The sequence below is a fragment of the uncultured Oscillibacter sp. genome (genome assembly GCF_947654275.1).
Taxonomy (GTDB): domain Bacteria; phylum Bacillota; class Clostridia; order Oscillospirales; family Oscillospiraceae; genus Oscillibacter.
In genome coordinates, this window is record NZ_CANTJS010000011.1 from 43,129 (window position 1) to 67,803 (window position 24,675).

Consider the following 24,675-nt stretch of genomic DNA (forward strand, 5'->3'; position numbering starts at 1 on the left):
TTTCATAAAACTATCAGAGCGTATCATATCACCGTCTCAGGTTCTCAATGATAACGGTGGCGCCAAGACCGCCGCCGCAGCAAGCGGAAACGACACCGTATTTTCCGCCGCTCTTTTCCAGATACCGCATGGCGAAGATGGCAATTCGGGCGCCTGAGGCTCCGTTTGGATGACCCACAGCCAGAGCGCCGCCAAGAGGATTCCAAATCGCTTGATCAATCGCCATCCCTGTTTCCTGTTCCATTTGAGAGATGACTCCCAGGTTCTGGGCGGCAAACGCTTCGTTGCACTCAAAAACGTCTGCATCCTTCAGTGTCAGCCCGGCGTGCTTCAGTGCTTTCAAGTTGGAATAACAGGGCGCGATTCCCATTAAATCCTCATAGTATCCCACATGCGCGCAGGAGACCCAGCGGGCAACGGGCGTATACCCCAATTCCCGGGCCTTTTCATCTGTCATAACCAGCAGAAAGGCTGCGCCATCATTTAGCCCGGAGGCATTTCCAGCAGTAGTGACGCCGCCTGGATGTACCGGACGCAGGGATGAGAGCCCCTCTAAAGTAGTGTTTGGACGGGGGAATTCGTCCTGTGAAATGATCTTTTCCGGTGTTTTGCGTGTGGCGGGGATGACCAGAGGTAAAATTTCTGAACCGATGGTTCCGTCCCGATAGGCCTCCTGCAAGCGGCGCTGGCTCCGAAGTGCGAATTCATCGCACATGGTCCGGCTGATCTGGTATTCGGCGGCAATTTTATCGCTGACGGAGATCATGTCAATGTCCCGTTCCTTTATGGGAGTCAGCCCCTTTTCATAACAAACGGGAGCCATCTCCTTATAGGGCGGGGTGATTGTGGACATAAACGCCGGGTGCTGGGAGTGGCATTCTGTTCCGCCGCATATCACGATTTCCGCCATGCCGGACTGAATTTTCCAGGCGGCCTGGTTGAGCGCTAAAATGGAAGACCCACATTGCATTTCCACGAAGGTTGCCGAAACCTCGAAAGGAAGTCCGGCGTGCAAAGCGGAATACCGGGCGATTGCCTGCGTTTTGGAACAACCGTGGGCACAGCCGGCAATTACGCTGTCCACGGAAGCCCGTTTTTGGATTCCGGACTTTTCAGCCAACCCCTTGATCACGCTGCCTGCAAGTTCGCTGGCGGCGAACTCCCGCAGACCGCCGCCCAATCTGCCAAAGGCAGACCGTGCATAATCTACAATTACCACGTCGCGCGTATTCATGGTGTCCACCTCCCGTTTCAGCGCCGTAAATTTTCAATGATGGCAGTTGTGCCGTGTCCGCCGCCGCAGCAGGCGGAAAACAGCCCGTATTTCCCTCCGGTCCGCTCAAGCTGCTTGACAGCAAACCAGGCGATTCGAGCGCCGGAGGCTCCGTTTGGATGACCGATGGCAATTGCGCCGCCGTTGGGGTTCCAAATAGAAGGGTCAATCCGTTTCCCTGTCTGGTGTTCCAGTTCTGAAATTACACATAAATTTTGGGCTGCGAACGCTTCATTGCACTCAAAAACATCCAGATCATCCAGGGTGAGACCAGCCGCCTTTAATGCTTTCAAGCTCGAAAAAACCGGACCAATGCCCATGTATCTGGGTTCCACGCCCACATCTGCTCCGGTGACCCAGCGGGCGTAAGGAACATATCCCAGTTCTCGGGCCTTTTCGGCGGACATCAGCAAGACGAACGCGGCGCCGTCATTTTTTCCAGAGGCGTTGCCGGCGGTTGTGACGCCGCCTTCCAAAACAGGGCTAAGGGAGCGAAGACCCTCCATGGTGGCCTCAGGGCGGGGATGCTCGTCCCGGTCTGCTTTTTTCTCCGGTTCTTTTCGGCTGGCGGGCTGGGTATAGGGGATAATTTCCGCTCCGGTAATTCCCGTGCGGTAGGCGGTCTGAAGCCGCGACTGAGAACGCAGGGCAAATTCATCACATTGTTCACGGCTGATCTTCCATTTAGCGGCCATTTGATCGGAAACCTGGAGCATGGAAATGTCTTGCTCCGGCGTGGGAGCCAGGTGCATGACCAGCGGACGAGGGCCGATCTGCCGGTAGGGCGGAATGGTGGTATCAAAATAAACCGCCGATGTCGAGTGGGACTCCATGCCTCCGGCAAGGATAACATCCGCGTATCCCAATGCAATCTGCGCCGCTGCGTGATTGATGGAGGTAATGGCTGACCCGCATTGCATCTCCATATAATGGCACTCTGTTTGAACGGGAAGTCCCGCGCCCAGCGCAGCGTATCTTGCCGGATTGAATGCTTTGATATCGCCTTGAGCACTGCCGCATACAACGGCGTCCACGTCCTCTGCGGCCATATGGGTTTTGTTGCGCTCCAGAAGGCCCTTCATTACCAGGGAGGCGATGTCTGAACAGCAAAGCTGCTTTAATCCGCCTCCTTGCCGTCCAAAGATGGAACGAGCGCCATCTACGAATACGACTTCTCTCATATAGGCTCCTCTCTTGTTTGTCCGGGTATGTGATTTCCGTTTTGAGGCACGGGAATGATGCGATTGCTGAGAACCGGTTTTCGCCGCGGGTGTCAGCGGCCTTTCTTTTCACATACCGCATGGGAAGGGCTGCTTATATATGTCCTGCATAGTTTTTTAATTGGATACCGGCTACCAGGCCGCGAAGAATGTCATTGCTCCCGTCATAGATGGGCGTGGTGCGGATATCGCGGTAAAAACGTTCCATCCCAGTCTCTGTCAGGTACCCATAGCCTCCGAAGAAATCCAATGCCTGGTCAACGATTTGTTTCGCAGCTTCTGTTCCCGCAATTTTTGCCATGGCAGAGATGGACGTCTGTGCGGGCCCATGCGCGTCCAAGTTCCGGCCGGCACGCTCCACCAGGAGCCAGGCGGCGTCCCAGGCCATGGACATCCCGGCGAATTTCCCTTGCAGAACGGCGTTTTTATTCAACGGCTTGCCAAAGCAGATTCGGTGCTGCCCAAAGGCTGCCGCACGCTCCATAGCTGTCCGGGCCGCCCCCAGGGCTGCCGCGCCGACGCCGGGGCGGGTGTGGTTCAAAACGGACATCACCAGCTTCCAGCCGTTTCCCTCACCGCCGACGGCCCGGTCCTTGGGCAAGAACATATTATGGAAGATCACGGGGTTAATGGGAACGCCTGTCACGCCGCAGGTCGGCGTATGGGGGAGAACTTCAAGCCCTTCGGTTTGGCGGTCGGCAAGGAAAAGTGTAAATCCATCGTATCCCTCCACATCGGAAAGACGGGCCAGGATAAGAAAATAGTCAGCGAATCCGGCATTCATAATCATGCATTTTTCGCCATTGATGCAGTAACCGCCTTTAACGCGGGAGGCGCTGGCCGACAGGTTTGCTGCATCTGACCCGCCGCTTGGTTCCGTCATGCAAAAACAGGCGGCTTTTTCCAGAGAGATCATATTCCACAGCTGCTGGCGCAGGCGTTCGGTCTCACCTGCCAGCTGCAAGGCATAGATCGGCATGGACTGCGTCGTCATGATATGTACGCTGGTGTTGTCAAGGGCACCGACCTCCCGAAGAGCAACCAGCCATCGGCCGATGTCGTGCACACCCTGTTTCTTTTCATCCGGCGCAAGGTTCTGAAAGACACCGGAGTCCTTTAGAAAGTCAAATAATTCATGCGGAAGAGGCTGCCCATCGGCATAATCCGTCAGACCGATTTCATGGATGCGCCGTTGCTGTCCTAGCTCCCGAAGTTTCTGCGCATATATGTGTTCCTCGTACATAAAGCTTACACCTCCAGCCTGTTCCGTCAGCGGTTTTGAAATTTGGGCTTTCGTTTTTCGATAAATGCGGCCATCCCCTCTTTTTGATCATAGGAGTCAAAAAGAGACGCCCAAATCTCAGCTTCCCGGTCAATCGCGGTGACATAATCTGTGTCGCGTATGCCGTTTTCGATGGATTCTTTTGCTGCGCGCAGTGCAACAGCGCTCCGGGTTTTCAGCTTTTCGGCCCATTTCGCGCCGGTTTCCAGTAATTCCTCCGGCTCTACTGCGGCATTGACCAGTCCGATTTGTTTGGCCTCCTCTCCGGAAACGGTGCGGCTCATGAAAATCATTTCCTTCGCCTTGGCCTCTCCAACCAGTCTGGGAAGGCGGACGGTTCCGCCGGCGCCGGGAATAATCCCAAGATTTAGCTCTGTCAGCCCTAAAGTCGCCTTTTTACTGGCGATTCGAAGGTCGCAGGTCAGCGCCAGTTCCAGACCTCCTCCAAAGGCATATCCGTCTATAACTGCAATGGAGGGAATTCCAAGGGCTTCAATTTTGTTGTAAGTGCTGGAGAATACAAAGGCTTTGGCTCCGGCGGGGTCGCAGACGGACATTTCTTTGATATCGGCTCCGGCGGCAAAGTTTTTCTCGCTGTAGAACACCAGTACCCGGACCTCCGGATTGGCCTTGATCTCATCCAGCATGATGTCCATTTCGTCAATCAGGTCCTTGGAGAGGGCGTTCAGCACCTCCGGACGGCGAATACTGATGGTAGCGATTCCATCTTCGATACGCATTACAATTTGACTGCTCATAAATACCTCCTGCAAGTTTAAATGCTCCCCGAATTTTCAAATAACGCCCTCAACCTTCAGCTGCTCTATCTCCATAGAACTGATGCCCAGAAAATCCTGGTAAACCTGCACATTGTCCTCTCCCAGAGCCGGAGGAAGCTTTCGCACGCTGGTGGGTGTGTCGGAAAGCTTCAGATGGCTTCCTGTAATTCGCATGTCGCCTAATACCGGATGGTGGATGCGGGGGAACATCTCCCTTGCCCCCGCAATATGCGGGTCCGCTGCCACCTGGTCGATGGTGTTGATGGGCCCGGCGGGAATTCCAGCGTCCAGGAACAAACCGACAGCTTCCGCCGCAGTTTTTTCCGCCAGCCAGTTTTCCAGAATTTCCTGCAGCTCATCATTATGCGCCATGCGGGCTTCGTTGGTGACAAAACGTGGATTACCGGCCATATCCGGCTGTCCTATGACGGCACACAGCTGGCCGAAAAGGCGGTCATTGCCGCAGGCCAAGATGATGCTGCCGTCTTTGCATTGATAGGAGGCGAAAGGGGACAGAACGCCGTCGCGGTTTCCGGTCAAACCTGGGACAACACCGGTGGAGAGATAAATGTGGTTGATTGTGCACAGAGCGGCTACGCCGGAATCTACCAGCGAGACGTCTACGTGCTGACCTGCGCCGGTCTTCACAGCGTTGGAATAGGCTCCCAGAACGCCCACTGCGAGGCTCAAACCGCTTAGAATATCGCAAAGCGCGGTATTGACACGGGTCGGCTTGCCGCCGGGCCATCCGGTAACACTCATGATGCCGCTCATAGCCTGGCCGAGAATATCATAACCGGGCCGGCCGGCATAGGGGCCGTTTTGACCAAAACCTGAAATGGAACCGAGGACAATCTGGGGCTTTGCCTTTTTTAATGCCTCATATCCAAAGCCAAGCCGGTCCAGCACGCCGGGACGGAAGTTCTCGATCACGATATCGGCTTTCTCAACCAGCTTCCAGAGGATGTCTTTGCCTTTTTGTGTTTTCAGGTTTAACGTAATGCTCTCCTTGTTACGGTTCAGAGTCATGAAATAGGGACTTTCCCCCTGGATCAGCGGGCCGAACAAGCGAGTGTCATCACCGCTTCCGGGCATTTCCACTTTAATGACCCTGGCGCCCATATCGGCCATCAGCATCGAGGCAAAGGGGCCGGAGACGACTCGCGACAGGTCCAGCACAACGACGCCGTCCATTGCGATGTTGTGCATTTAAACAACTCCTTTCTTTGTCAGTAGAGAAGCCAGTTAACTACACATGTGCTGATTTGCGGGAAGAAGATGACAACGAGACAGGCGATGGACAAAACAGCGATAAAGGGAAGGGCTCCTTTGATAACCGTTTCGATCTTCTCCCGGAAGGTGCCTGTCATGGCAAACAGAACCACTCCAAAGGGGGGAGATACCTGGGCCACCATGGTCATGACGATTGTCATAATCATAAAGTGGAGGGTGTGGATTCCCAGCGCCAGGGTTACCGGGTAAAAGATAGGCACAGTGAGGTAAAGAATGGGAATCACATCTATGAACATGCCGAAGATCAGGTAGATTACGGCACATCCGATCATGAACAGGGTGGGGGACAAATTCATATCTACCACGAAGGAACTGATGCTCTGAGGCAGCTTCATGTAGGTGATGGCCACAGAGAACGCTGTCACAGCGCCCAGAATCAGGTACACCTGCGATGTAGTCTTGCAGGCATCCCTGGTGGCCTGCATAAAGGACTTCAGGTTAAATTTTCCCCGATAGAAAATGGGACAGACAATGATGCAGTAGAGAATGGAGAGAGCGGCGGATTCTGTGGCGGTGAAAATGCCTGTATAGATAGATCCCATTACCACAATGGGCATTCCCAACGCAGGCATCGCATGTTTTAAAGAGACCCAGCGTTCCGCCCAGGAGTACTTGGGGCGCACTTCCTTAGGAGACTTTATGACGGCGATAAAAATCATCATTGCGGCAATCATAATTCCGGGAAGGTACCCGGCGGTAAAGTACTCCACAACCGAACCGCTTACCATGCCCGCAAAGATGATCATGTAAATGCTGGGAGGAATGATCAGCCCCAGGGTTCCTGAAACCGCCACCAAGCCATAGGTCATTTTCTTGTCATATCCGGCCTTTAGCATCTCGGGAACCGCCATGCTGCCAATAGCCACGGCCGTAGCGATGCCGGACCCGGTAATAGCCCCGAAAAACGCGCAGGCAACAACCACCGCAATTGCCAGTCCGCCCCGAATATGCCCCAAGAACTTTTCACACATGTCAAACAGCGCCGTTGCAGGGCCGCACTTTCCCATAATAGCGCCGGAGAGCAGGAAAAAGGGTGTGCACAGAAGTGGCCAGCTGTCTACGGAGCTGAAGAAACCCTGCGGCATACAAGTGCCGGGCAAGTTCAGCATCCCCACTTCGCCAGCCATGCCGGCGATCCCTAAAGCGGTCATGATGGGCGCGCCGATGACCGCTAAAACCACAAAGATTCCAAATACGGCGGCAGCCATCATTTTTCCTCCTCTGCTTCAAGTTTATGGACATCTATTTGCTCCAGCTGGTTGGTGTCCAGGATTTCCGCAATTTCTTCCTTCAGGGATTCATCAGCGGCATCCTCTTTTCGGAATTCTGCAATTTCACGGATGATGAGTGCGATACAGAAAAGAGTCGCGAAAAGAAAACCAATGGGAATTACCACCGTAGGCATCCACTGTTCGAATTTTGTGGAAAAGGTAAGAATACCGGTTGCCTTCAGAGAGAGGACATAGGGAATGCTCATATAGAAGGTATAGCCAACCAGCACCAGCGTGACGATCTCCCCAAGGATGCGCACGATTTTTCGGGGAGCTCCTTTCAGCTTCAGCAAGAGCAGATCCATAGAGATGTGGCCGCCGCTCCAAAGCAGAGGGCCGCACAGGAGAATAACGACGCTGATGTGTAAATAGCGGGCCACCTCTTCCGTCCATTGAAAGGACAGGTGGAACAGATACCTTAAAAAAACGGCGATGTTTACAAATGCGGCACAGCTCAGCAACAGGATGCAGGAAATCTGTATCAGAAAGTTGCTGAGACCGTCGAAAAAGCCTTTAAATTTTTTCAAAAAATCTCCGCCTTTCCCAGCCGGACGAGATCATGCCCATACGGCTGCTGATTGGTTTTGCGGGCAGCTGCGCCTGAACAGGACGGCTTATTCCGTATAGGTGCCGTCAACAATTTCGCTGGCCAGCTGAATCAATTTTGACCCGTTGGGAATCTGCTCTTCATAAGCAGCCCAAACGGTTTTCGCCAGCTCTGCTGCCCTGGCATAATCCTCCTCGCTCAAGGTGTAGATTTCACATCCCATATCCTCCTTGATCATTTTATAAGAGTCATCCAGCAGTTCTGTCGTATACTGAACAGAATAGTCGAACAGCTCCACGCCCACATCGTCCATCAGCTGCTGCAGTTCGGCGGGCAGGCTGTTATAAAAGGAGGCCGAGACGTTAATGGGATCCACTGCGGTATAGTCGAAGGGAATAATGGTGTAGTATTTCACCGGAGATTTTACCTGATAGACATACACAGGGTTCATCATCTGCCCATCTACGGTGCCCTGCATCAAGGCCGTGGGCAGCTCGGCAGCGGCAATAGCCATTGTGTTGAATCCATAGGTCTGTCCGGTCAGTTCGGAAAAGCGGCCGCCTGTGGAGCGGAGCTTCAGTCCCTTCAGGTCGTCCAGGCTCTTTACGGGGGTCTTCGTGGTGCTGATTTCCCGAGCTCCGTCCAGATAGGTGGGATACACTTTGATTCCCTTTGCCTCCACAGGAGCGGCAATCAGCTCTTTAAATTCGGGTGTGCGGCAGAATACTGCCAGGTTTTTCATGGATTCATAAGAGTCGCCAAAAAGGAACGGCATTTCGAAGATGCAGAAACTCTCGTCAAAACTGGCCAGCAGGGCGGAATTACAGGTGTTGGCCTGGATACGTCCGTCCAGCATGGCGGTAAATTCCTGATCTGCGGGCATCAGCTGGGCAGACGGAAAAATTTCAACTTGAATCTGCCCGCCGGACCGGGTTTCCAGTTGTTCCTCCCACCAGATGCACATTTCATGGAATGCAGTAGTTGTGGCGTATTGATGGGAGAGTGTAATGGTGTAGACATCTTTTTCTGTGGTGGGATTGGAGGCGGTTCCAGAAGAGGACGGAGGACTTTCGCTTCCGCCGCAGGCTGCCAGCGAAAGAAGCATGGTGAGAGCGAAAAGAAGGGAAAGTAGCTTTTTCATGATGATCGTCTCCTTTTTTAGATGTTGTGAACTTACTGTATTCCACTCTATTTTGTCGAAATTAAAAGATTTATTGGTATTTTCTTAGTTCTCTTAGTTTTTCCTTAATATTTGATTTTTTATCGAAAAAAAAGAAATTTTTGCCTGCAAGAACTGCAAATGTGAGAATAGAGCTGCGGGACCTGGACGCGAAGCGAAAAAAGCAGCCCCTGCGGCATCTTTTGGATGCTCGCGAGGGCTGTATCATGCAGGCTTATACTAGAATCCATGAAAGAGCGTTTGATAGCGCTGAAGGCGCGTCGGATTCTTATGAGACGTGTTTTGCGCCATTCTGGTGCAAAACGGAAACGCAGAATGCGGTTCTATTTCAAATAAAACGAAATCGTTTTATTTGAAATGAGTATTACAGCAGTTTTTGCAGGATGGATTTGGAATCTTTCCCGTTTTTAATATCTTCGTAGATCTGGCGGCTGAGGACATGGGGCGCTACATCCATCTCCGCCATTAGAACTTTTTCCAATTCCTGGTACAGTTTTAGCGCTTCGCCTCTTGCGCCCAGCATATAATGAGCAATCATCAGCAGGCGTAGAAGGTCTTCCTGGGCAAATTCGTTCCGAGTAATTTTTTGCAGGACCTCGATCCCCTTGCGGCTGTTATCGTTCCGCAGCAGCAAAGCGCCGTAATCCATGCAGAAATAGTATACGTCCCGCTCAACTGCGCGGCGCTCTGCGTCCAGACTGTCCTCCAGTTCTTCCTCAGCTAAAAGCTCCCCGCGGTAAAGGGCGACGGCGTTGTCGAAACAAGCGGCGCAGGTCTCCCAATCGCCTTGTTCATAGGCAGCCTGGCCCCGTTTCTTCCATTGTGAGAACTCCTGAACATCCGTGGAATAATAATCGGAATCCAGCCAGCACCGCTTCTGCTCATAGCGCACAAAGTCCTTTTTTCCAAGGGCCTTGCGGATTTGATGCAGGGTAAAATAAAAATTGTTCATGGCCTTCTTCTGGCTTTGGTTGGGCCAAAGCTCCTCAATGATTTTGGCAATGCCGAGGGGCTCATTGGAAATGGCCAGCAGCTCCAGTAAATACCTTGCTTTCTGCGGAATGCCGATTGCGAGGTCCTTCTTTTTCCAATAGCAGTGAAATCCGCCGAACAGCTGGATGCTAAGTTCCTTTTTGCCGTTCTTTCTGTAGAGAATGGAGGGCTGTGTCAGCATGGCGCTGTTCAGCGCACAGAGATTTTGAATAAAACGCTGATCAAAGTCAAGCCCCGCTTCCTGGATGTATCGCGGCAGATCCCAAGGAGCTGTGAAGTTGAAATGGGCAATCTCTGCCTGCCGGGCCTGCTCTAAAACCGGCTGAAGCTCTAATTTCAGCTGCGCGCTGTCACCGTGGTCTTCATAATGAATCAGGGCTTCCTGGTATAGGGCGGACAGGCGGTAAAAGAAATATTTTCCCGATTTCGTGATGGAGAGGCATTCCCCAATGCACTCGCCGGCCTGCTGCAGGTTCCCCTGCCTCAGCTGGATGCTGCACATAACCAGAAGAGCCCGGGCCAGGTAAGAGTTCCGCTTGCTTCGCCGGCTGTAGCTGATTCCGTTGTCTGCTGCATAAAACGCGGCCTGCCAATCGCCTTTTAAATAGTAGTGATAGGCCTGTCCAATCATATAGTAGGCCCAAAGATGTTCGTTGCGGATATTTAAGATATTCCGCGCGGTATTTTCTGTTTCCAGAATGATCTGCTCGGCTAAGTCAAATTCCCGCAGGCAGTCCAGGGCATAGGTGTAAATCAGATTGATATACACCAAATAGCTGGTAGCGCCAATGGTATATGCCAAAATACGGGCTTCTTCGCAGTGGTTTCGCGCTTGTTCGTAAAGTCCGCTTTTAATGAAGTAAATAAACGCAGAGGTCTGATATAGATACATTTTCAGCTCCAGCTGGACATCTCCCGTCTCCGCAAGCTCCAGCGCCTTGGTGACATAAAAACGCAGCTGCTGGGAATCCGGGCGGTTGGCATAGTACAAAATCCGGACAAAATCCACCCATAGACGCAGGTTTTTGTTTTGAAGTACAACGCTGGTCTGTTCTGCATCCTTCAGCCACGCAGAGGCAAGGCCGATATCCTTTCCCAGTTGGATATACGCGTATGCCAGAAAGACTTTTCTATAGCAGTCCAGGACAGTGTCTTCGCACAGGGGCGCATTGGGCTCTGTATAAAATTTTGTGAGCATCTCCTGATTCAAAAACACGCTTTTATGCGCTTCGGAAAAGAAGCCGAGACTTACAGTCTGGCAGAAAGAGAGAATCTCCCCCTCAATATCGTTGTTCTCAGCGAACAGGCCCATTGCTTTTTGGAAATATTGCAGGGAAATATCGGGATACTGGTATTTTACAGCAATTGCGTAGGCAAACTGAACCCAGGGGTCCCTCTCCAGAATGGACATGTGGGATCTTCGTACGAGTTCCTTAAAATCTTCACTTTGGTAGTGGCTGCTTACGTCAAACGCGAGGTAACGAAAGGTGTATGCGGCGTCGTGCAGATTGCCCAGCAGCAGGTTGTGGGATAATATCCGTTTCCAGTCTTTTTGCCGCGTGAAATATGCGGCAGCGGCAGTGTGGAGACGTTCCATTTCCGCCTCCCCATATTTTTGCTTTGCGGTGTGGTATAAAAAGGACTGTACCACGGGGTTGATGGAATAGACCTGCTCGAAGAAATTCAGACAAGTGATGTACGGACACTTTTCCGCGATTTCGGAAACGCTGGCGGCGCCGGTGCCAATTCCCAAATATCTGCAGTAAGGATCGCTTAATTGATTGTCAACAGAGCATTTCAGTAAGAGCTCCGTTTCTTCGCCGGTCATTTGGGTGAATAATGTGTTTTGGAAAAATGAGTACAGCTCCGGAAGATATAAAATCGTATTAATTGGACTTTTGCGTACGTCGTCTAAAATGTTGGGGTCCCGCTTTGCCTTGTAAAAGAGCAGGTTGGCAGGCAGAGCCCAGCCTGCGGTCGCAAGCCAGATAGTCCTCAGCTCGCTGTCATCGACAGAGTTTCCGGCCTTCTCCAGACACAGTTTCGCCTCTTTCATCGTCATCAGAAAATTGTTAAAGGAAATGCGGTATGCCTGTTGGAAAAGAGGCGCCGCCATGCTGCCTGGCAGAGGGGCGTTCATTAAAAAGATAAAATGTAGCCACCGCCCGGTATACCGCTCCAGCTTCCAGAGGAAATGATTGAAGAGGTCGTTGTCAGGGCAGAAGCGTTCCAGAATAATGTACATGTTGGGGGCCCGGTCGGCTTTGGCGCACTGCCGCAGGAATTGGTTCCAGATTTCCCGCTCAGAATAGCCGCTGATGGCGGGACGCTGAATAAAGATGCCATTTTCTGCACAAAAAGAGGTCAAATTTTCGATAAATTCATCAATATTGTATGTAGAGGGGGACGTAGTAAGCTCCTGCACGTCCATGTAAAAATAGTATTCTCCTCTTTCGCAGAAAAAGTTTTCAATAGCCTTCAGTCTGCCGCATCCGGTTTGAACGTCAATTATAACCGGACAGTAGGCAATCCCCTCACGCAGCGATTTTTCCAGGCAGGAATATTCCAAATCGCCCTGAGAGCTTGACTGTGCTCCCATTAAATCTGTACGCCAGAATTCTGCCATTTTGTCGTCCTTTCCCCGATATTTCCGTGAGCTATCCCTTGTATTTCTCCGTAAGTTTATTTGCCATAGACGAAATTTTTGAAAAGATTATACCATGAAAGACGAATTTTGTCACTGGATTTTATTCCATACACCCTTATAGGCCGTTTCCTTCCGCTTCACCCCTTCTTAATAATATGCGCCACCAGCCGCAGGTTCCGTTCAATCAGCACCTGCCGGGCCTCCGGGTCTCCCTCCGCGTATTTTGACAGCCACTCCCGTTCCTCGGCGGCGGAGAGGGGTTTTGGAAAGGACCCGCCGCCGGAGAGGCGCAGGGAGAACAGCAGCGTATTGGCGAAAATCAGCAGGGCGGCAGAGAGCATAGATTCCTCCCGGTGAGCCGGGGACGGAGAAGCCGCCCCGGCCGCCGCTCTTGCGGCCAGCGGCAGGCCGGACTGGAGGACGGCGGAGCCGCCCTCTCTATGTACTCTATGAGGGACGGGGACGTCCAAAGACTTGCGCCGGAGGCGGGAATGTGCTATGCTGAATCCGAATATCACCATTGGGAGGGAAGGCGCTTGATTCGGAAACCACACGCTTCGGAGCTTCCGGAAATCGCGGAAATCTGGCTGGCCGCCAATCTGGACGCCCACAGCTTCATTGCCCCGTCCTACTGGAAGGGGCATTTTGCCGGTCTGGTTCCCCAGCTGGCGCAGGCGGAGCTGCTGGTCTATGAGGACTCCGGAGGGCTTCAGGGCTTTCTGGGTCTGGATGGGGACCTGATTGCCGGGCTGTTCGTCCGGCGGGAGGCCCGGGGCCGGGGAATTGGCCGCGCCCTGATGGATGAGGCCAAGGGCCGCCGGGAGCGGCTGCGGTTGCATGTCTATCGGAAAAACGCCGGTGCGCTCCGGTTTTACCGGCGGGAGGGCTTTTCCGTTCTGGAGGAACAGACGGACCCGGGAACCGGCGAGGCGGAGTCTGTCATGGTCTGGCATGTCTGAGGGACCGGCAAAGCGCCGCTGGACGGTTTACATCCTCCGCTGCGGCGACGGCACCCTCTACACCGGCTGCACCAACGACCTGCCCCGGCGGCTGGAGGCCCACCGGAGAGGCAGGGGGGCCAAATACACCCGGAGCCGCCTGCCGGTGGCGCTGGTCTATCAGGAGGCGGCGGCGGACAAAAGCGCCGCCCTGCGGCGGGAGATGGCCGTCAAGGCCCTGACCCGCACCCAAAAGCTGGCGCTGATTGAAAAAAGAAGGGAGGAGACAGCCCATGGAGATCCGTCCGCTGAGGGAGACGGACAGCCGGCTGTCTGTCAGCCGCATTTATGAGGAGAGCTGGAGGGCCGCCTGCCGGGGCATGGTGTCCCAGGCGTATCTGGACGGCATCCCCGCCGGACACTGGGCGGAGGCCCTGGACCGGGCGGACCGGACCGCTCTGGTGATGCTTGACGGCGGGAAGCCGGTGGGCACATCCAGCGTCGGACCCTCCCGCTGGCCGGAGCATCCGGAGTTCGGGGAGGTGGTGGCATTGTACCTGCTGCCGGAGTACATGGGCCGGGGCTATGGAAGGCCGCTGCTGGAGGCGGCGGTCCGGGAGCTGGCGGACCGGGGATTCCGGGATATCCTGCTGTGGGTGCTGGAAAAGAACCGCCGGGCCCGGCGCTTCTATGAGAAAAACGGCTTCCGCTTCGGCGGGACCCGCATGGAGAGCGCCGTGGGCGGGAAGCAGAACTGCTGTACTGCCGCCGTCCGGAGACCGGCGGGGCCCTTTAGAAGGACCGCGGCTGGAGAGGTCCGCCCCGGCGGAGCCGGCCGGGAGGGGCGGAAGGGGCGAAAAAAATGCTCCGGCGGACCGGAGGGAAATTCCGGTCTTTTCGCGGGGCCCGCATGGGTCCGGAATTTTACGAAAAGTTCATAAATATTCCGGCGGCGGCCCTTGCGGAAGTGCGGGAAAGCAGATATAATCATTGCTGCACTCTGGAAAATATGGCAAAAATATGGAAAGGGAGGCAGCCATGAAGATTTTAGTTCTGTCAGATTCCCATGGGAACATGGACAACATGGTTCAGGCGGTGGAGCGGGAACAGCCCGCCATGATCTTCCATCTGGGTGACTGCTGGCGGGACGGCACGCGGCTCCACAAGTGGTTCCCGGAGCTCCCCTTTGAGCAGGTCCCCGGCAACTGCGACTTCCGTTCCTCGGAGGCGGCGGAAAAGCTGCTGTTTCTGGGGAATAAGCGGGTGCTGCTCTGCCACGGCCACACCTACGGAGTCAAGCAGTCCCTGATGGCTGCGGGCCTGGCGGCGGAGGAGCAGAACCTGGACCTCTTCCTCTTCGGCCATACCCACAGGCCTCTGGTGGACATGCGGGGAAAGACTCTGTTTCTGAACCCCGGAAGCGTGGGCGAGTACGCCCGCCCTGCCTATGGAGTCGTCACCCTGGAGGGGGAGAAGCTGAACGCCAGAACGGTTCTCCTGTAGCCCAGGGCATTTAAGAACCTGTATTCACAACCGCTGAACGCTGTCTGAACGGTCTTTTTCCTGCCATACTGCGTCGATTTCCCTTGCAATCCGTCAGGATTGCTGCGGAAAATCTTCTTGTCTGACAGGAAAAATTCCCGTCCATCCAGCATCCCCCGGCTATGAATACAGGTTCTAAATTCCCATAGAGCCGGCACAGCTGAAAACCGGCAGATACCGCTTTTCAAACAGCGGCGGAGCCGCTGGCGGGCAAACCCCTGTGCTGGCTATGAAGTCCACCGCAAGGCCGTTTTGCGGCCTGTGCGGTGACTATAGACCGTCAAAAAAAGGAGTGGTAAGCGGGTGAAGCGCTGCATTGCCGGAACCGGAATCGTCCAAACTAGCTGAAATAACGAAGGAGAGATTCCCATGACGATTCCGGATTCCACAAAGCTGTATCCCCGAAGCGGCGACAGCCAAACCATCTACCTGAAAAACGCCGTTCAGGGCCCCTATATCGAGGTCGGAGAGTTTACCATCTACAACGATTTTGTCCATGACCCCCGGGACTTTCAGAAGAACAACGTGCTCTACCATTACCCCGTCAACGGCGACCGGCTGACCGTTGGAAAATTCTGCTCCATCGCCTGCGGGGCGCGGTTCCTGATGAACAGCGCCAACCATGCCATGGGCTCCCTGTCCACCTATGTGTTCCCCATTTTCTGCGAGGAGTGGGGCCACGGAATGAAGGTGACGGAGGCCTGGGACAACCGGGGCGGCATTGCGGTGGGGAATGACGTCTGGATTGGCTATGAGGCCGTGATTTTATCCGGCGTCACCATTGGCGACGGGGCCATTGTGGCCGCCCGGTCTGTGGTGACGAAGGACGTGCCGCCGTATACCATCGTGGGCGGCGTCCCTGCCCGGCCCATCCGGCGGCGCTTTGGTCAGGAGACCATCGACGCGCTGCTGGAGCTGAAATGGTGGGACTGGCCTCCCGAGAAGCTGTCCGGCAGCCTCCGGGCCATTCAGAAGGGTGACCTGGAAGCCCTGCGGCGGAACGCCTGAGGGTCCATTGTAAAAAAGAAGGAGCCCCCGCCGCGAAATGCGGCGGGGGCTCTTTGTCTCTGTGGGCTCAGCGGGTGTGGATTTTTTCCAGAAAATCGGTAAAGGATTCCGCAATCAGGCAGTTTTCCGGCGTGTCCAGAAATTCGTCGATGTCCTCGTGGAAGATATAGTAGACCCGATTGCCCTGGCCGTCCGCCTGGATGTAATAGGAGTCACCGCCTCCGTCAGAACAAAAAGGCACCAGCGTGCCGGGAAGAAACTCATCCATCTGCTGCCAGTTCAGCAGGGTGTCCATGGGCAGGATATTGGGATGAAAGGCGCGGGATATGCTGTGAAAATAGGTCAAAGACAGCTCATATTCACTGTCTCTGACAAAATAGTCCTGCCCCTTCCGGAAAAATCCCCCGTTCTGCTGCCGGTAAAATGCCTTCATGTCCTCCGGAAGGACCACGCCGAAGGTCTCTTCAAGGGCACGGAATTCCTCCTCCGTGACCCCGGGCTCCGAATGGGGCTCCAGAAATGCCTCCGGTGTGGGCGTCTCTTTAGAATTCATAGTCCACCGCCACACGATCCTCCCGGATGGATTTGCACAGGGCGGACACGGCCTTGTGCCGGGGGTCGTTTTTATAGATCTCCAGAGCCTCCAGATTCTCGAAGTCGCTGACGAGAACGGCGTCGTAATTTCCGGGGCCCACGTTCACCGCCACCTCGCTTTTCAGCAGCTGGGGAACGACTCCCTGGAGCCCCCGGAGGCCGGCGAAGAACTGCTCCTGCTCCTTCTCCGTGCCGGGGCGGAATTTCCACATGACGATATGCCGGATCATGGGCAAAACCTCCTGTTAGTTCGAAAAATGATGCTTATGTATTCTGAAGGGCGTTTCTGCGGTTATAGGCGGCGATGCCCAGACCCAGCAGCTCAATGGCCCGGGTCAGCTCGGCGGGGTTGGTGACGTAGGCGATGCGGATTTCGCTCCGGCCCTTGCCGGGGGTGCCGTAGAAGCCCTCGCCGGGGGCGTACATGACGGTCTCGCCGCGGTCCTCAAACTCCTCCAGCAGGAAATACTGGAGCTTTTCCGCGTCGTCCACCGGCAGGGTGGCCATGACGTAGAACGCGCCCTCGGGCCGGCTGAACCGGACGCCGGGGATTTTCTGGAGACCCTCCACCACCGCGTCCTTCCGCCGGGCGTACTCGTCCCGGACTCCGGCGCAGTAGGCCGGCGTCATGAAGCGGTACAGGGCGGCGGCTCCCGCCTGGTCCAGCGTGGCGGCGCAGAGCCGGCCCTGACAGATTTTCATGGCCTGGGTCATCAGCTCTTTGTTCCGGGAGATCATGGCCCCCACACGGGCCCCGCAGGAGGAAAAGCGCTTGGACACGGAATCAATGACCACCACGTTTTCCGCCGCGTCCTCGTACTCCAGCATGGAGCTGAGGGCTTCGCCGCCGTAGACGATCTCGCGGTAGACCTCGTCGCTGATGAGGAACAGCCCGTGTTCTTTGGCGATGTCCGCCAGAAGGCGCAGCTCCTCCCTTGAGAGCACGGTGCCGGTGGGATTGCCGGGGTTGGTCACCAGAATGGCCCGGGTATGCCGGTTAATCAGGGGCTCGATGCGCTCCCGCCGGGCGAAGCGGTAGCCGTTTTCCGGCTCCGTGGGAATGGGGCGCACCACGCCGCCGGTGACGCCGATGAAGGTGGTGTAGTTGGGATAGAAGGGCTCGGGCACCAGGATCTCGTCGCCGTCGTCCAGGATGCAGGCCATGACAATCTGAAGGGCCTCGCTGCCGCCGTAGGTGGCCATGATGTCGCTCAGCTCCAGACGGACGCCCACGGTCTGGGCGTAGTAATCCCGCACCGCCTCCAGATAGGCCTCCACACCGGTGGACGGGGCGTATTCCAGAACGGGGTCCGCAAATTGCTTCACGGCGTCAAAAAAGGCCTTGGGCGTCTCAATGTCCGGCTGGCCGATATTCAGGTGGAGGACCTTCCGGCCCTTTGCCTCCGCCGCCACCACATAGGGATGGAACTTGCGGATGGGTGAAAGCTCGCACGCTTCAATCTTGCTGGAAAATTTCATGATAGATCCTGCCGCCTCCTTTTAAATCAGTCCTGCAATATACGTTTCAAACGGGAGAAGCCCGCCCCGGGGCAGTCTCTCCCATCATCATATATTTGTCTATTCTAGCATCTCTGCGGCCTGTGTCAAACGATTTTCCGAAAATCGTCGATTTGTCCGTATTTGCTGAAGGGTGGCAGAGGAAAGCTGGGTAAAATGTGCAAAAGCAGGCTGGAAGAGTCTGTAAACCCTCTGTTTTTCCGCTGCCTCCCGCCGGTTTTGCCTCCGCCTGCCGGATGCTTTGGACCCGGCGGGCGAAAAAAACTGAAAAAAGCGGTTGACAATTCCAGAAAGTTACTTATAATGAGTGCCAAGCATGATAGAGGTGCGGATGTCAAGACTACGTCTCCCCAAGGGTTCAGGAGCCGGGGAGGGGGAAAGGGGCATCCGCCGAGGCTTCGTCCTCCCGCCTGAGGGAGCCGGAGCCGGGCCGCGGGAGAACATCCCCCGGACTGTCACCCCCCGGGGTGGAGCGCTGTCGTGATGCAAGCACCTCGCTGTGTACGGTGTGGAGTCATGACGACCTGTCATGACTCCATTTTTATTTAGGAGAGAGTGTGTTATGAAGAACCTGAGAAGACGGCTTTTGCCGCTGCTGGCAGTGGTCATGCTGCTGTGTGCGGCCATGACCGTCCCCGCCCTGGCGGCGGGAGAGGACCTCACCGCCGCGGCGGGGAGCAAGTACATTGAGTGTTCCGACTGCGGAACCTCCGGCATCGTGCTGTCCGAGGACCTGGAGGCCGTCGCCTGCGGGACCTGCGAGGGCGTGGGCTATGTCCTGTCCCCCAGCAATTTTTACAATACCTTCTGGTCCCTGGTGCCCCCCATCATTGCCATTGCCCTGGCCCTGATTACCAAGGAGGTCTATTCCTCTCTGTTCCTGGGGATTCTGGTGGGCGGACTGCTGTATTCCAACTTTGCCTTTGAGACCACCATTCTCCATGTCTTCAACGACGGCATCGTGGCCTCCGTCACCGATTCCTACAACATGGGCATCCTGATTTTCCTGATTATCCTGGGCTCCATGGTGTGCCTGATGAACAAGGCGGGAGGCTCCGCCGCCTTCGGCCGCTGGGCCAAGGACCACATCAAGTCCCGGGTGGGGGCGCAGCTGGCCTCCGTGCTCCTGGGCGTGCTGATTTTCATTGACGACTATTTCAACTGCCTCACCGTGGGCAGCGTCATGCGGCCCATCACGGACAAGCAGAACATCTCCCGGGCCAAGCTGGCCTACATCATCGACGCCACCGCCGCCCCGGTGTGCATCATCGCCCCCATCAGCTCCTGGGCCGCCGCCGTGGCGGGCTTCGCTGAGGACGGCCAGGGCTTCAACCTCTTCCTCCGGGCCATTCCCTATAACTACTACGCCCTGCTGACCATCGTCATGATGGTGGGCATGATTGTCATGAAGACGGAATTCGGCCCCATGGCCGCCTACGAGAAAAACGCCATTGAGAAGGGCGACCTCTTCTCCGGCTCCAACCCCTACGCCGGAGCGCAGGATGACGCGCCGGAAGACAAGGGCCGCGTGCTGGACCTGGTGCTCCCCGTGGTGGTCCTCATCATCTGCTGCGTCATCGGCATGATTTACTCCGGCGGCTTCTTCGAGGGCGAGGACTTCATCACCGCCTTCTCCAACTCCGACGCCTCCGTGGGCCTGATGCTGGGCTCCGCCTTTGCCCTGGTGTTCACCCTGGTCTATTACCTGGCCCGCCGGTCCATGAGCTTCAAGGACATGATGGGCTGCATCCCCGAGGGCTTCAAGGCCATGGTTCCCGCCATCATGATTCTCACCTTCGCATGGAGCCTGAAGAACATGACGGACTCCCTGGGCGCCAAGTACTTCGTGGCCGACATCGTGGCCAGCTCCGCCGCCAGCCTCCAGATCATTCTGCCTCTGATTGTCTTCGTCATCGGCTGCCTGCTGGCCTTCGCCACCGGCACCAGCTGGGGCACCTTCGGCATCCTGATTCCCATTGTGCAGAATGTGTTCTCCATGGACGACCCCATGGCCATCATCTGCATCTCCGCCTGCATGGCCGGCGCTGTCTGCGGCGACCACTGCTCCCCCATCTCCGACACCACCATCATGGCCTCCGCCGGCGCCCAGTGCGACCACGTGAACCATGTGTCCACCCAGCTGCCCTATGCCATCACCTGCGCGGCGGTGTCCGGCATCACCTATCTGATTGCCGGCATCCTGGTCAGCGCGGGCCTGCCCGGCCTGCTGGGCCTGCCCATCGGCATTGTGCTGATGGTCGGCGCGCTGTTCGTGCTCCGGTCCAGGAGCAACAGCCCCGCCTGAATCATCTGTATCCTGCGAAAGAGTCCGGCCCCCGGGGCCGGGCTCTTTTGCGCTGTCTGCAAAGGACGTCGTCCTTGCGGATATCCCGGCACTGTGCTACAATGGGAATCAGAAAGGGGGGCGGGATGGTGAACAAAAGGCTGAAAAAGATTTTAAGGAACGCGCTGATTGCCGGCTTCCTGCTGGTGTTTATCGTGGGTCCGCTGTGCCTGTACGCGGCTTTAAGCCTGGGCTGGCCTCCGGTCATCGGGAATCTGTACGCCGCCGGGCAGCTGCGGACCTACGCCGCCCAGGTCTACCCGGAGGCGGAGGCCGAGGGCTGTTGGGCCGGTTACAACCTGGTGGACGGGTTTTATTCCCTGGACTTCCAGGACCCCGGCGGGGAAATCCGCTCCCTGCGATATTCCGCGGACGACGGACAGGTCATGGACAGGCAGCGCTCGGAGGCTCTGGAGCAGGAATTGGATACCGGCCGGGCGTTTCGTATGAACGGCCTGTGGCGGGACGGTTACCGCTGTTATCTGGGAACCTCCTGGTCTCCCAGGACCCCGGGGGAGGTCCACGTCTTCCTCCGCGTGGATGTGTATGACCCCCTGGAGGCTCCTGTTCCTGATGAGGAAGCCATGCGGGAGAGAATGGCGTCGGAAATCATGAAGGCCTATAACGCCCTGTCCCCTCTGACGCCGGTCCATACCGTCTCTGTACACTACAGCCACGCGGCCCAGTCGGATGAACGCGGCGGCTGCCTCTGGCACAGCATCACCGTGGACCTGCCGGAGGACACGCCGCTGACGGAGGAGATGATTCTCTCCGGAACCCTGGTGAGCCGATGAGGGCGGCCCCTGGACCTGGATGCTGCGCCGATGACCGGCGCGCTGTTGGCCCTCCGGTCCGGGAATTCCGCCGTTTACTAAACAAAAGGCCTTCTATCCCCCGGCCATATGGCCGGGCTCCGTTGCTTGACAGACCGGCCATGCTGCGTTAGGATGCTGTTGTATCAATTGGATAATGAAGAGGGGGACGGGGCAATGGAAAAGAAACGAAGAGGGCGTCTGGGGAGAGCGGCGGCATGCCTGCTGGTTATTTTCGCGGTCTGCATCCTGGCGGACGGGCGTGTCGGATGGTTTCCCGTTATGGGGAACCTGGTTTCCGCCGCCCGGATGCGGACCTACGCCGCCCAGGCCTGGCCGGGGCTGATGCCGGAGGGGCTTTGGGCCGAATACGATCTGAAGAACGGCTGTTATTACCTGCCGTTTGCTCTGAAGGGCGGCGTGGGAGAGCGCAATCTGTACTATGACCTGAAAACCGGACTGGTTAAGGATGAGCGCAGGGCGATGGTTCTGCGGAAGGAGCTTGGAATCGCCAAAAACCCGGAAGTCAACGGGCACAGGGTCTATTGGGGAGTCCGGTGGGATCCCTGGGAGCCGGAGGAGCCGGTGGTCGATATCCGCATTTACTTTGGGGATACATCCAGCGCCCCGATTCCCGACGAGGAAGCCATGCGGGAGCGGATGGCCCAGGAGGCCATGGCGCTCTATCAGGACCTGTCCCCCAGGACGCCGGTCCATACCGTCTCTGTACACTACAGCCACGCGGCCCAGCAGGATGAACAGGGCGTGTCCATCAGCCACAGCATCACCGTGGACCTGCCGGAGGACACGCCGCTGACGGAGGAGATGATTCTCTCCGGAACCCTGGTGAGCCGATGAGGCCCGTCCATCGGCATTGCGCTGATGACCGGCGTGCTGGTTGCCCTCCGGTCCGGGAATTCCGCCGTTTACTAAACAAAAGACCTTCTTTCCCCCGGTCATTAGGCCGGGCTTTTTTTGCCCTTGACAGCTCCGCCTGGATGTATTATTATACTACTGCACCAATTCAATAACACATTAGGAGGACGGTTTTCATGGAGCTTGTAAAAACCCGGGGCCTCAGCACCACGGGGCTGAAATGGGTGGCACTGGTACTGATGGTTCTGGACCACATTCACTATTTCTTCGCCTATACGGGGCGGATTCCGGAATGGTTCAGCATGCTGGGGCGGCTGGCCGCGCCGCTGTTCCTGTTCTGTCTGGCGGAGGGCTTTTCCCATACCCGAAACCGAAAAAAATACTTCATGAAGGTATACGTCATCCATTTGCTCATGTCCGGGCTGCTGTTCCTGATGATAGCCGGCGTTCTGCCGGTCCGGCCCGACGGCTTTTACCCCATGAACGGCATGATGACCAGCTTTTCCATTTTGATGGCGGTCTTTCAGGGCATGGACTGGCTGGGGGAAAAGCGCTGGGGGCCGGGGCTTGCGGCGGTGGTTCTTCCTCTGGCGTGGCCTGTTTTGGCGGGGCTACTGATGCAGGGGATTCCCGCCCTGCAGATGCCGTTGAGCGTCCTGGGATATACGCTTCTGCCCTTGTGGAACTCCAACCCGGACGCCGGTATCGGCACAATTCTCACGGGGATCCTGCTGTACGGCTTTCGAAAAAACCGGAGGGTTCAGGCCGGCGTGTTTGCGGGCTTCACAGTGCTTTATTATTTCCTTTATCCCCTGCTGGTGCTCTCCCGGTCCCCGGGGTTCCATTGGACGATGATGTTTACCACAGCCTACGAGTGGTACGGGGCTCTTGCAGCGGTTCTGATGCTGTGCTACAATGGAGAACGGGGCCGGGGGCCAAAGCGGTTCTTCTACCTGTTCTATCCGGCCCACGTTTATGTTCTATACATGCTGTCCTGGGCGGCATACCCCCTTCTGACAGGGGGCTGACCGGATGGCGGGAAGGGAGTGCCCCATGCGCAAGATCTGTGAGACCCTTCTGTCCCTGCTGGACCGGGGAGAGGACGCGGTGCTGGCCACCATCGTGGCGGAGGAGGGCTCCTCCCCCCGGGGGACCGGGGCCCAGATGCTGGTGAGCCGGGAGGGGCTGGCTGCCGGGACCATCGGCGGCGGCGCGGCGGAGGGCGCGGCCCTGGAGCTGGCGGAAAGGCTGCTGGCGGAGCAGCGCTCCGCCCTTCAGAGCTTCCGACTCCGCCACGACCCCAAAGCCCGGGAAAACCCCGTCTGCGGCGGGGATATCTCCGTGCTGCTGCAATTCATCGGCCATGAGGACAGGGACTGGCGGGACGTGACGGCGGCTCTGCTGGCCCGCCGGGAGGCGCGGAAACAGAGCTGGCTGGTCCTCCGGACGGACGGCGGGGCCCCGGCCCTGCTGGATAAACGGGGGTGCGTTCTGGCAGGCGTAGCAGAGGGAATTTCCTGTGCCCCAGCCAGCCGGGCCCTGCTGGAAAACGGCCTGTTTCTCCTGCCCCTGTCGCCGGGGGAGCGGGCGGTGATTTTCGGCGGAGGCCACTGCTCCCGGGCCCTGGCCCCGCTGCTGGAGACCGTGGGCTTCCGGGTGACGGTGTTCGACGACCGCCCGGAGTTCGTCACAAAAGAGCGCTTCCCCACGGCGGAGACCCTGATTGCCGGGGACTACCTGCGGATTTCCGGATATCTGACGCTGACGGCGGCGGACTATGTGGTGGTGATGACCAACGGACATCAGCATGACTATGAGGTGGAGGAACAGGTCCTGCGGGGCCCCCTGGCCTATATCGGCGTTATCGGCTCCCGGACGAAAACCGCCTATGTAAACCGGCGGCTCCGGGAGGCGGGGGTCCCGGAGGAGGCCCTCCGCCGGGTCCACAGCCCCATCGGAACCGCCATCGGGGCGGTGACGCCGGAGGAGATTGCCGTCAGCATCGCCGGGGAGATGATTCTGGAGCGGTCCCGTCTCCGGAAGGAAGGGGAGGCGCACCCCTGCCGTCCCCTTTGAGAGAAGCGCTGCCGGGTATTACGCTGACGGTTTCTGCAGGACCGGGCTGATGCGGCCATAGCTGCGCACTGTCATCAGCCCAGCAGACCGGAAGCTGCGGAGGGAGATATGGAAAAGCTTTCTGTATTGTTAATGCCGGTATTGCTGATGACAGCTGCCATTTTCTGTGCTGCATTTTCTGATAAAACAGATACGGCAGACAAAGGGGTCAAACAGGTCAAAAAGTGAATGTCACATTCAGCATGGGGGTCGTATTGGTTTGCATGATTGCTGTTATTGCAGGTATCCTGCCGTGAACATCCAAATCAAAAAATTGCATTTTATCGGGCAGTTACATGTCTGTATGGGGTAACTGCCCACATCCGGTACTCTGACGGATTATTTGGCCGGCTGGCGCTGAGCAGCAGCAATCTGAACAGGAGTCCCCGCAGGGAAATCAATTTTCAAGAATAGTACAAATATCCGAGGGATTCAGGAGACAG

23 protein-coding genes and 1 riboswitch are annotated in these 24,675 nt (G+C 56.5%); of the genes, 10 read left to right on the plus strand and 13 right to left on the minus strand.

What is annotated here, in order from left to right; all coding sequences use genetic code 11:
• Window positions 1-28: 28 nt before the first annotated feature.
• The 10 genes from Q0063_RS04625 to Q0063_RS04670 all read right to left on the minus strand — a co-directional run bounded on the left by Q0063_RS04625 (window position 29) and on the right by Q0063_RS04670 (window position 12,826).
• Window positions 29-1,234 (minus strand): thiolase family protein, encoded by a 1,206-nt coding sequence (locus Q0063_RS04625; protein WP_297870808.1) that lies wholly within the window; start codon window positions 1,232-1,234, stop codon window positions 29-31.
• 17 nt (window positions 1,235-1,251) lie between these two features.
• A complete protein-coding gene (locus tag Q0063_RS04630) occupies window positions 1,252-2,454 on the minus strand; it encodes a thiolase family protein (protein WP_297870809.1) in 1,203 nt (400 codons plus the stop codon).
• A 133-nt stretch (window positions 2,455-2,587) separates the two neighbouring features.
• A complete protein-coding gene (locus tag Q0063_RS04635; protein ID WP_297870810.1) occupies window positions 2,588-3,736 on the minus strand; it encodes an acyl-CoA dehydrogenase family protein in 1,149 nt (382 codons plus the stop codon).
• Between the two features lie 26 nt (window positions 3,737-3,762).
• Entirely contained in the window at window positions 3,763-4,533 is a 771-nt protein-coding gene (locus tag Q0063_RS04640; protein WP_367180328.1) for an enoyl-CoA hydratase/isomerase family protein, read from the minus strand.
• Window positions 4,534-4,569: 36 nt separating this feature from the next.
• Window positions 4,570-5,763 (minus strand): CaiB/BaiF CoA-transferase family protein, encoded by a 1,194-nt coding sequence (locus Q0063_RS04645; protein ID WP_297870811.1) that lies wholly within the window; start codon window positions 5,761-5,763, stop codon window positions 4,570-4,572.
• Between the two features lie 20 nt (window positions 5,764-5,783).
• A complete protein-coding gene (locus Q0063_RS04650) occupies window positions 5,784-7,058 on the minus strand; it encodes a TRAP transporter large permease (protein ID WP_297870812.1) in 1,275 nt (424 codons plus the stop codon).
• Window positions 7,055-7,645 carry a TRAP transporter small permease gene (locus tag Q0063_RS04655; RefSeq protein WP_297870813.1) on the minus strand — a complete coding sequence of 197 codons (591 nt, stop codon included), beginning with the start codon at window positions 7,643-7,645 and terminating at the stop codon, window positions 7,055-7,057. The genes Q0063_RS04650 and Q0063_RS04655 overlap by 4 nt, the downstream gene beginning before the upstream one ends.
• Window positions 7,646-7,732: 87 nt before the next feature.
• Complete coding sequence (locus Q0063_RS04660; protein ID WP_297870814.1) at window positions 7,733-8,806, minus strand: TRAP transporter substrate-binding protein; 1,074 nt, start codon at window positions 8,804-8,806, stop codon at window positions 7,733-7,735.
• A gap of 403 nt (window positions 8,807-9,209) precedes the next feature.
• A complete protein-coding gene (locus Q0063_RS04665; protein WP_297870815.1) occupies window positions 9,210-12,464 on the minus strand; it encodes a BTAD domain-containing putative transcriptional regulator in 3,255 nt (1,084 codons plus the stop codon).
• Between the two features lie 158 nt (window positions 12,465-12,622).
• Window positions 12,623-12,826, minus strand: a complete 204-nt coding sequence (locus tag Q0063_RS04670; protein WP_367180329.1) for a sporulation sigma factor SigK — start codon at window positions 12,824-12,826, stop codon at window positions 12,623-12,625.
• Window positions 12,827-13,021: 195 nt separating this feature from the next.
• Here Q0063_RS04670 and Q0063_RS04675 point away from each other — a divergent pair, with 195 nt between their 5' ends.
• From Q0063_RS04675 to Q0063_RS04695, 5 genes are all read left to right on the plus strand, one after another.
• Window positions 13,022-13,444, plus strand: coding sequence for a GNAT family N-acetyltransferase (locus Q0063_RS04675; RefSeq protein ID WP_297870816.1), 423 nt, complete (start codon window positions 13,022-13,024; stop codon window positions 13,442-13,444).
• Entirely contained in the window at window positions 13,437-13,775 is a 339-nt protein-coding gene (locus Q0063_RS04680; RefSeq protein WP_297870817.1) for a GIY-YIG nuclease family protein, read from the plus strand. The genes Q0063_RS04675 and Q0063_RS04680 overlap by 8 nt, the downstream gene beginning before the upstream one ends.
• Window positions 13,717-14,364 (plus strand): GNAT family N-acetyltransferase, encoded by a 648-nt coding sequence (locus Q0063_RS04685; RefSeq protein WP_297870818.1) that lies wholly within the window; start codon window positions 13,717-13,719, stop codon window positions 14,362-14,364. The genes Q0063_RS04680 and Q0063_RS04685 overlap by 59 nt, the downstream gene beginning before the upstream one ends.
• 97 nt (window positions 14,365-14,461) lie before the next feature.
• Window positions 14,462-14,926: a metallophosphoesterase family protein gene (locus Q0063_RS04690; protein WP_297870819.1), complete on the plus strand. Its 465-nt coding sequence runs from the start codon at window positions 14,462-14,464 to the stop codon at window positions 14,924-14,926.
• 408 nt (window positions 14,927-15,334) lie between these two features.
• Window positions 15,335-15,973, plus strand: a complete 639-nt coding sequence (locus tag Q0063_RS04695; RefSeq protein WP_297870820.1) for a CatB-related O-acetyltransferase — start codon at window positions 15,335-15,337, stop codon at window positions 15,971-15,973.
• A gap of 67 nt (window positions 15,974-16,040) precedes the next feature.
• On the opposite strand, the gene Q0063_RS04700 is transcribed toward Q0063_RS04695, so the two are convergent.
• Genes Q0063_RS04700 through Q0063_RS04710 form a run of 3 tightly spaced genes read right to left on the minus strand, consistent with a single transcriptional unit; the run spans window position 16,041 to window position 18,046 of the window.
• Window positions 16,041-16,526 carry an SMI1/KNR4 family protein gene (locus Q0063_RS04700; protein ID WP_297870821.1) on the minus strand — a complete coding sequence of 162 codons (486 nt, stop codon included), beginning with the start codon at window positions 16,524-16,526 and terminating at the stop codon, window positions 16,041-16,043.
• Window positions 16,516-16,797 (minus strand): Dabb family protein, encoded by a 282-nt coding sequence (locus Q0063_RS04705; RefSeq protein WP_297870822.1) that lies wholly within the window; start codon window positions 16,795-16,797, stop codon window positions 16,516-16,518. Before Q0063_RS04705 ends, Q0063_RS04700 begins: the two co-directional genes overlap by 11 nt.
• Window positions 16,798-16,831: 34 nt before the next feature.
• A complete protein-coding gene (locus Q0063_RS04710; RefSeq protein WP_297870823.1) occupies window positions 16,832-18,046 on the minus strand; it encodes a pyridoxal phosphate-dependent aminotransferase in 1,215 nt (404 codons plus the stop codon).
• A 351-nt stretch (window positions 18,047-18,397) separates the two neighbouring features.
• Window positions 18,398-18,571, plus strand: a riboswitch (Lysine riboswitch).
• A 76-nt stretch (window positions 18,572-18,647) separates the two neighbouring features.
• Between Q0063_RS04710 and Q0063_RS04715 the strand changes: the two genes are divergently transcribed.
• The 5 genes from Q0063_RS04715 to Q0063_RS04735 all read left to right on the plus strand — a co-directional run bounded on the left by Q0063_RS04715 (window position 18,648) and on the right by Q0063_RS04735 (window position 24,193).
• Window positions 18,648-20,390, plus strand: coding sequence for a Na+/H+ antiporter NhaC family protein (locus tag Q0063_RS04715; protein WP_297870824.1), 1,743 nt, complete (start codon window positions 18,648-18,650; stop codon window positions 20,388-20,390).
• A 125-nt stretch (window positions 20,391-20,515) separates the two neighbouring features.
• Window positions 20,516-21,223 carry a hypothetical protein gene (locus Q0063_RS04720; RefSeq protein WP_297870825.1) on the plus strand — a complete coding sequence of 236 codons (708 nt, stop codon included), beginning with the start codon at window positions 20,516-20,518 and terminating at the stop codon, window positions 21,221-21,223.
• A gap of 195 nt (window positions 21,224-21,418) precedes the next feature.
• Window positions 21,419-22,099 (plus strand): hypothetical protein, encoded by a 681-nt coding sequence (locus Q0063_RS04725; protein ID WP_297870826.1) that lies wholly within the window; start codon window positions 21,419-21,421, stop codon window positions 22,097-22,099.
• Between the two features lie 194 nt (window positions 22,100-22,293).
• Window positions 22,294-23,145, plus strand: a complete 852-nt coding sequence (locus Q0063_RS04730) for a TraX family protein (RefSeq protein ID WP_297870827.1) — start codon at window positions 22,294-22,296, stop codon at window positions 23,143-23,145.
• 4 nt (window positions 23,146-23,149) lie between these two features.
• On the plus strand, window positions 23,150-24,193 hold the full coding sequence (locus Q0063_RS04735) for an XdhC family protein (protein ID WP_297870828.1): 1,044 nt from the start codon (window positions 23,150-23,152) through the stop codon (window positions 24,191-24,193).
• Window positions 24,194-24,675: the final 482 nt, after the last annotated feature.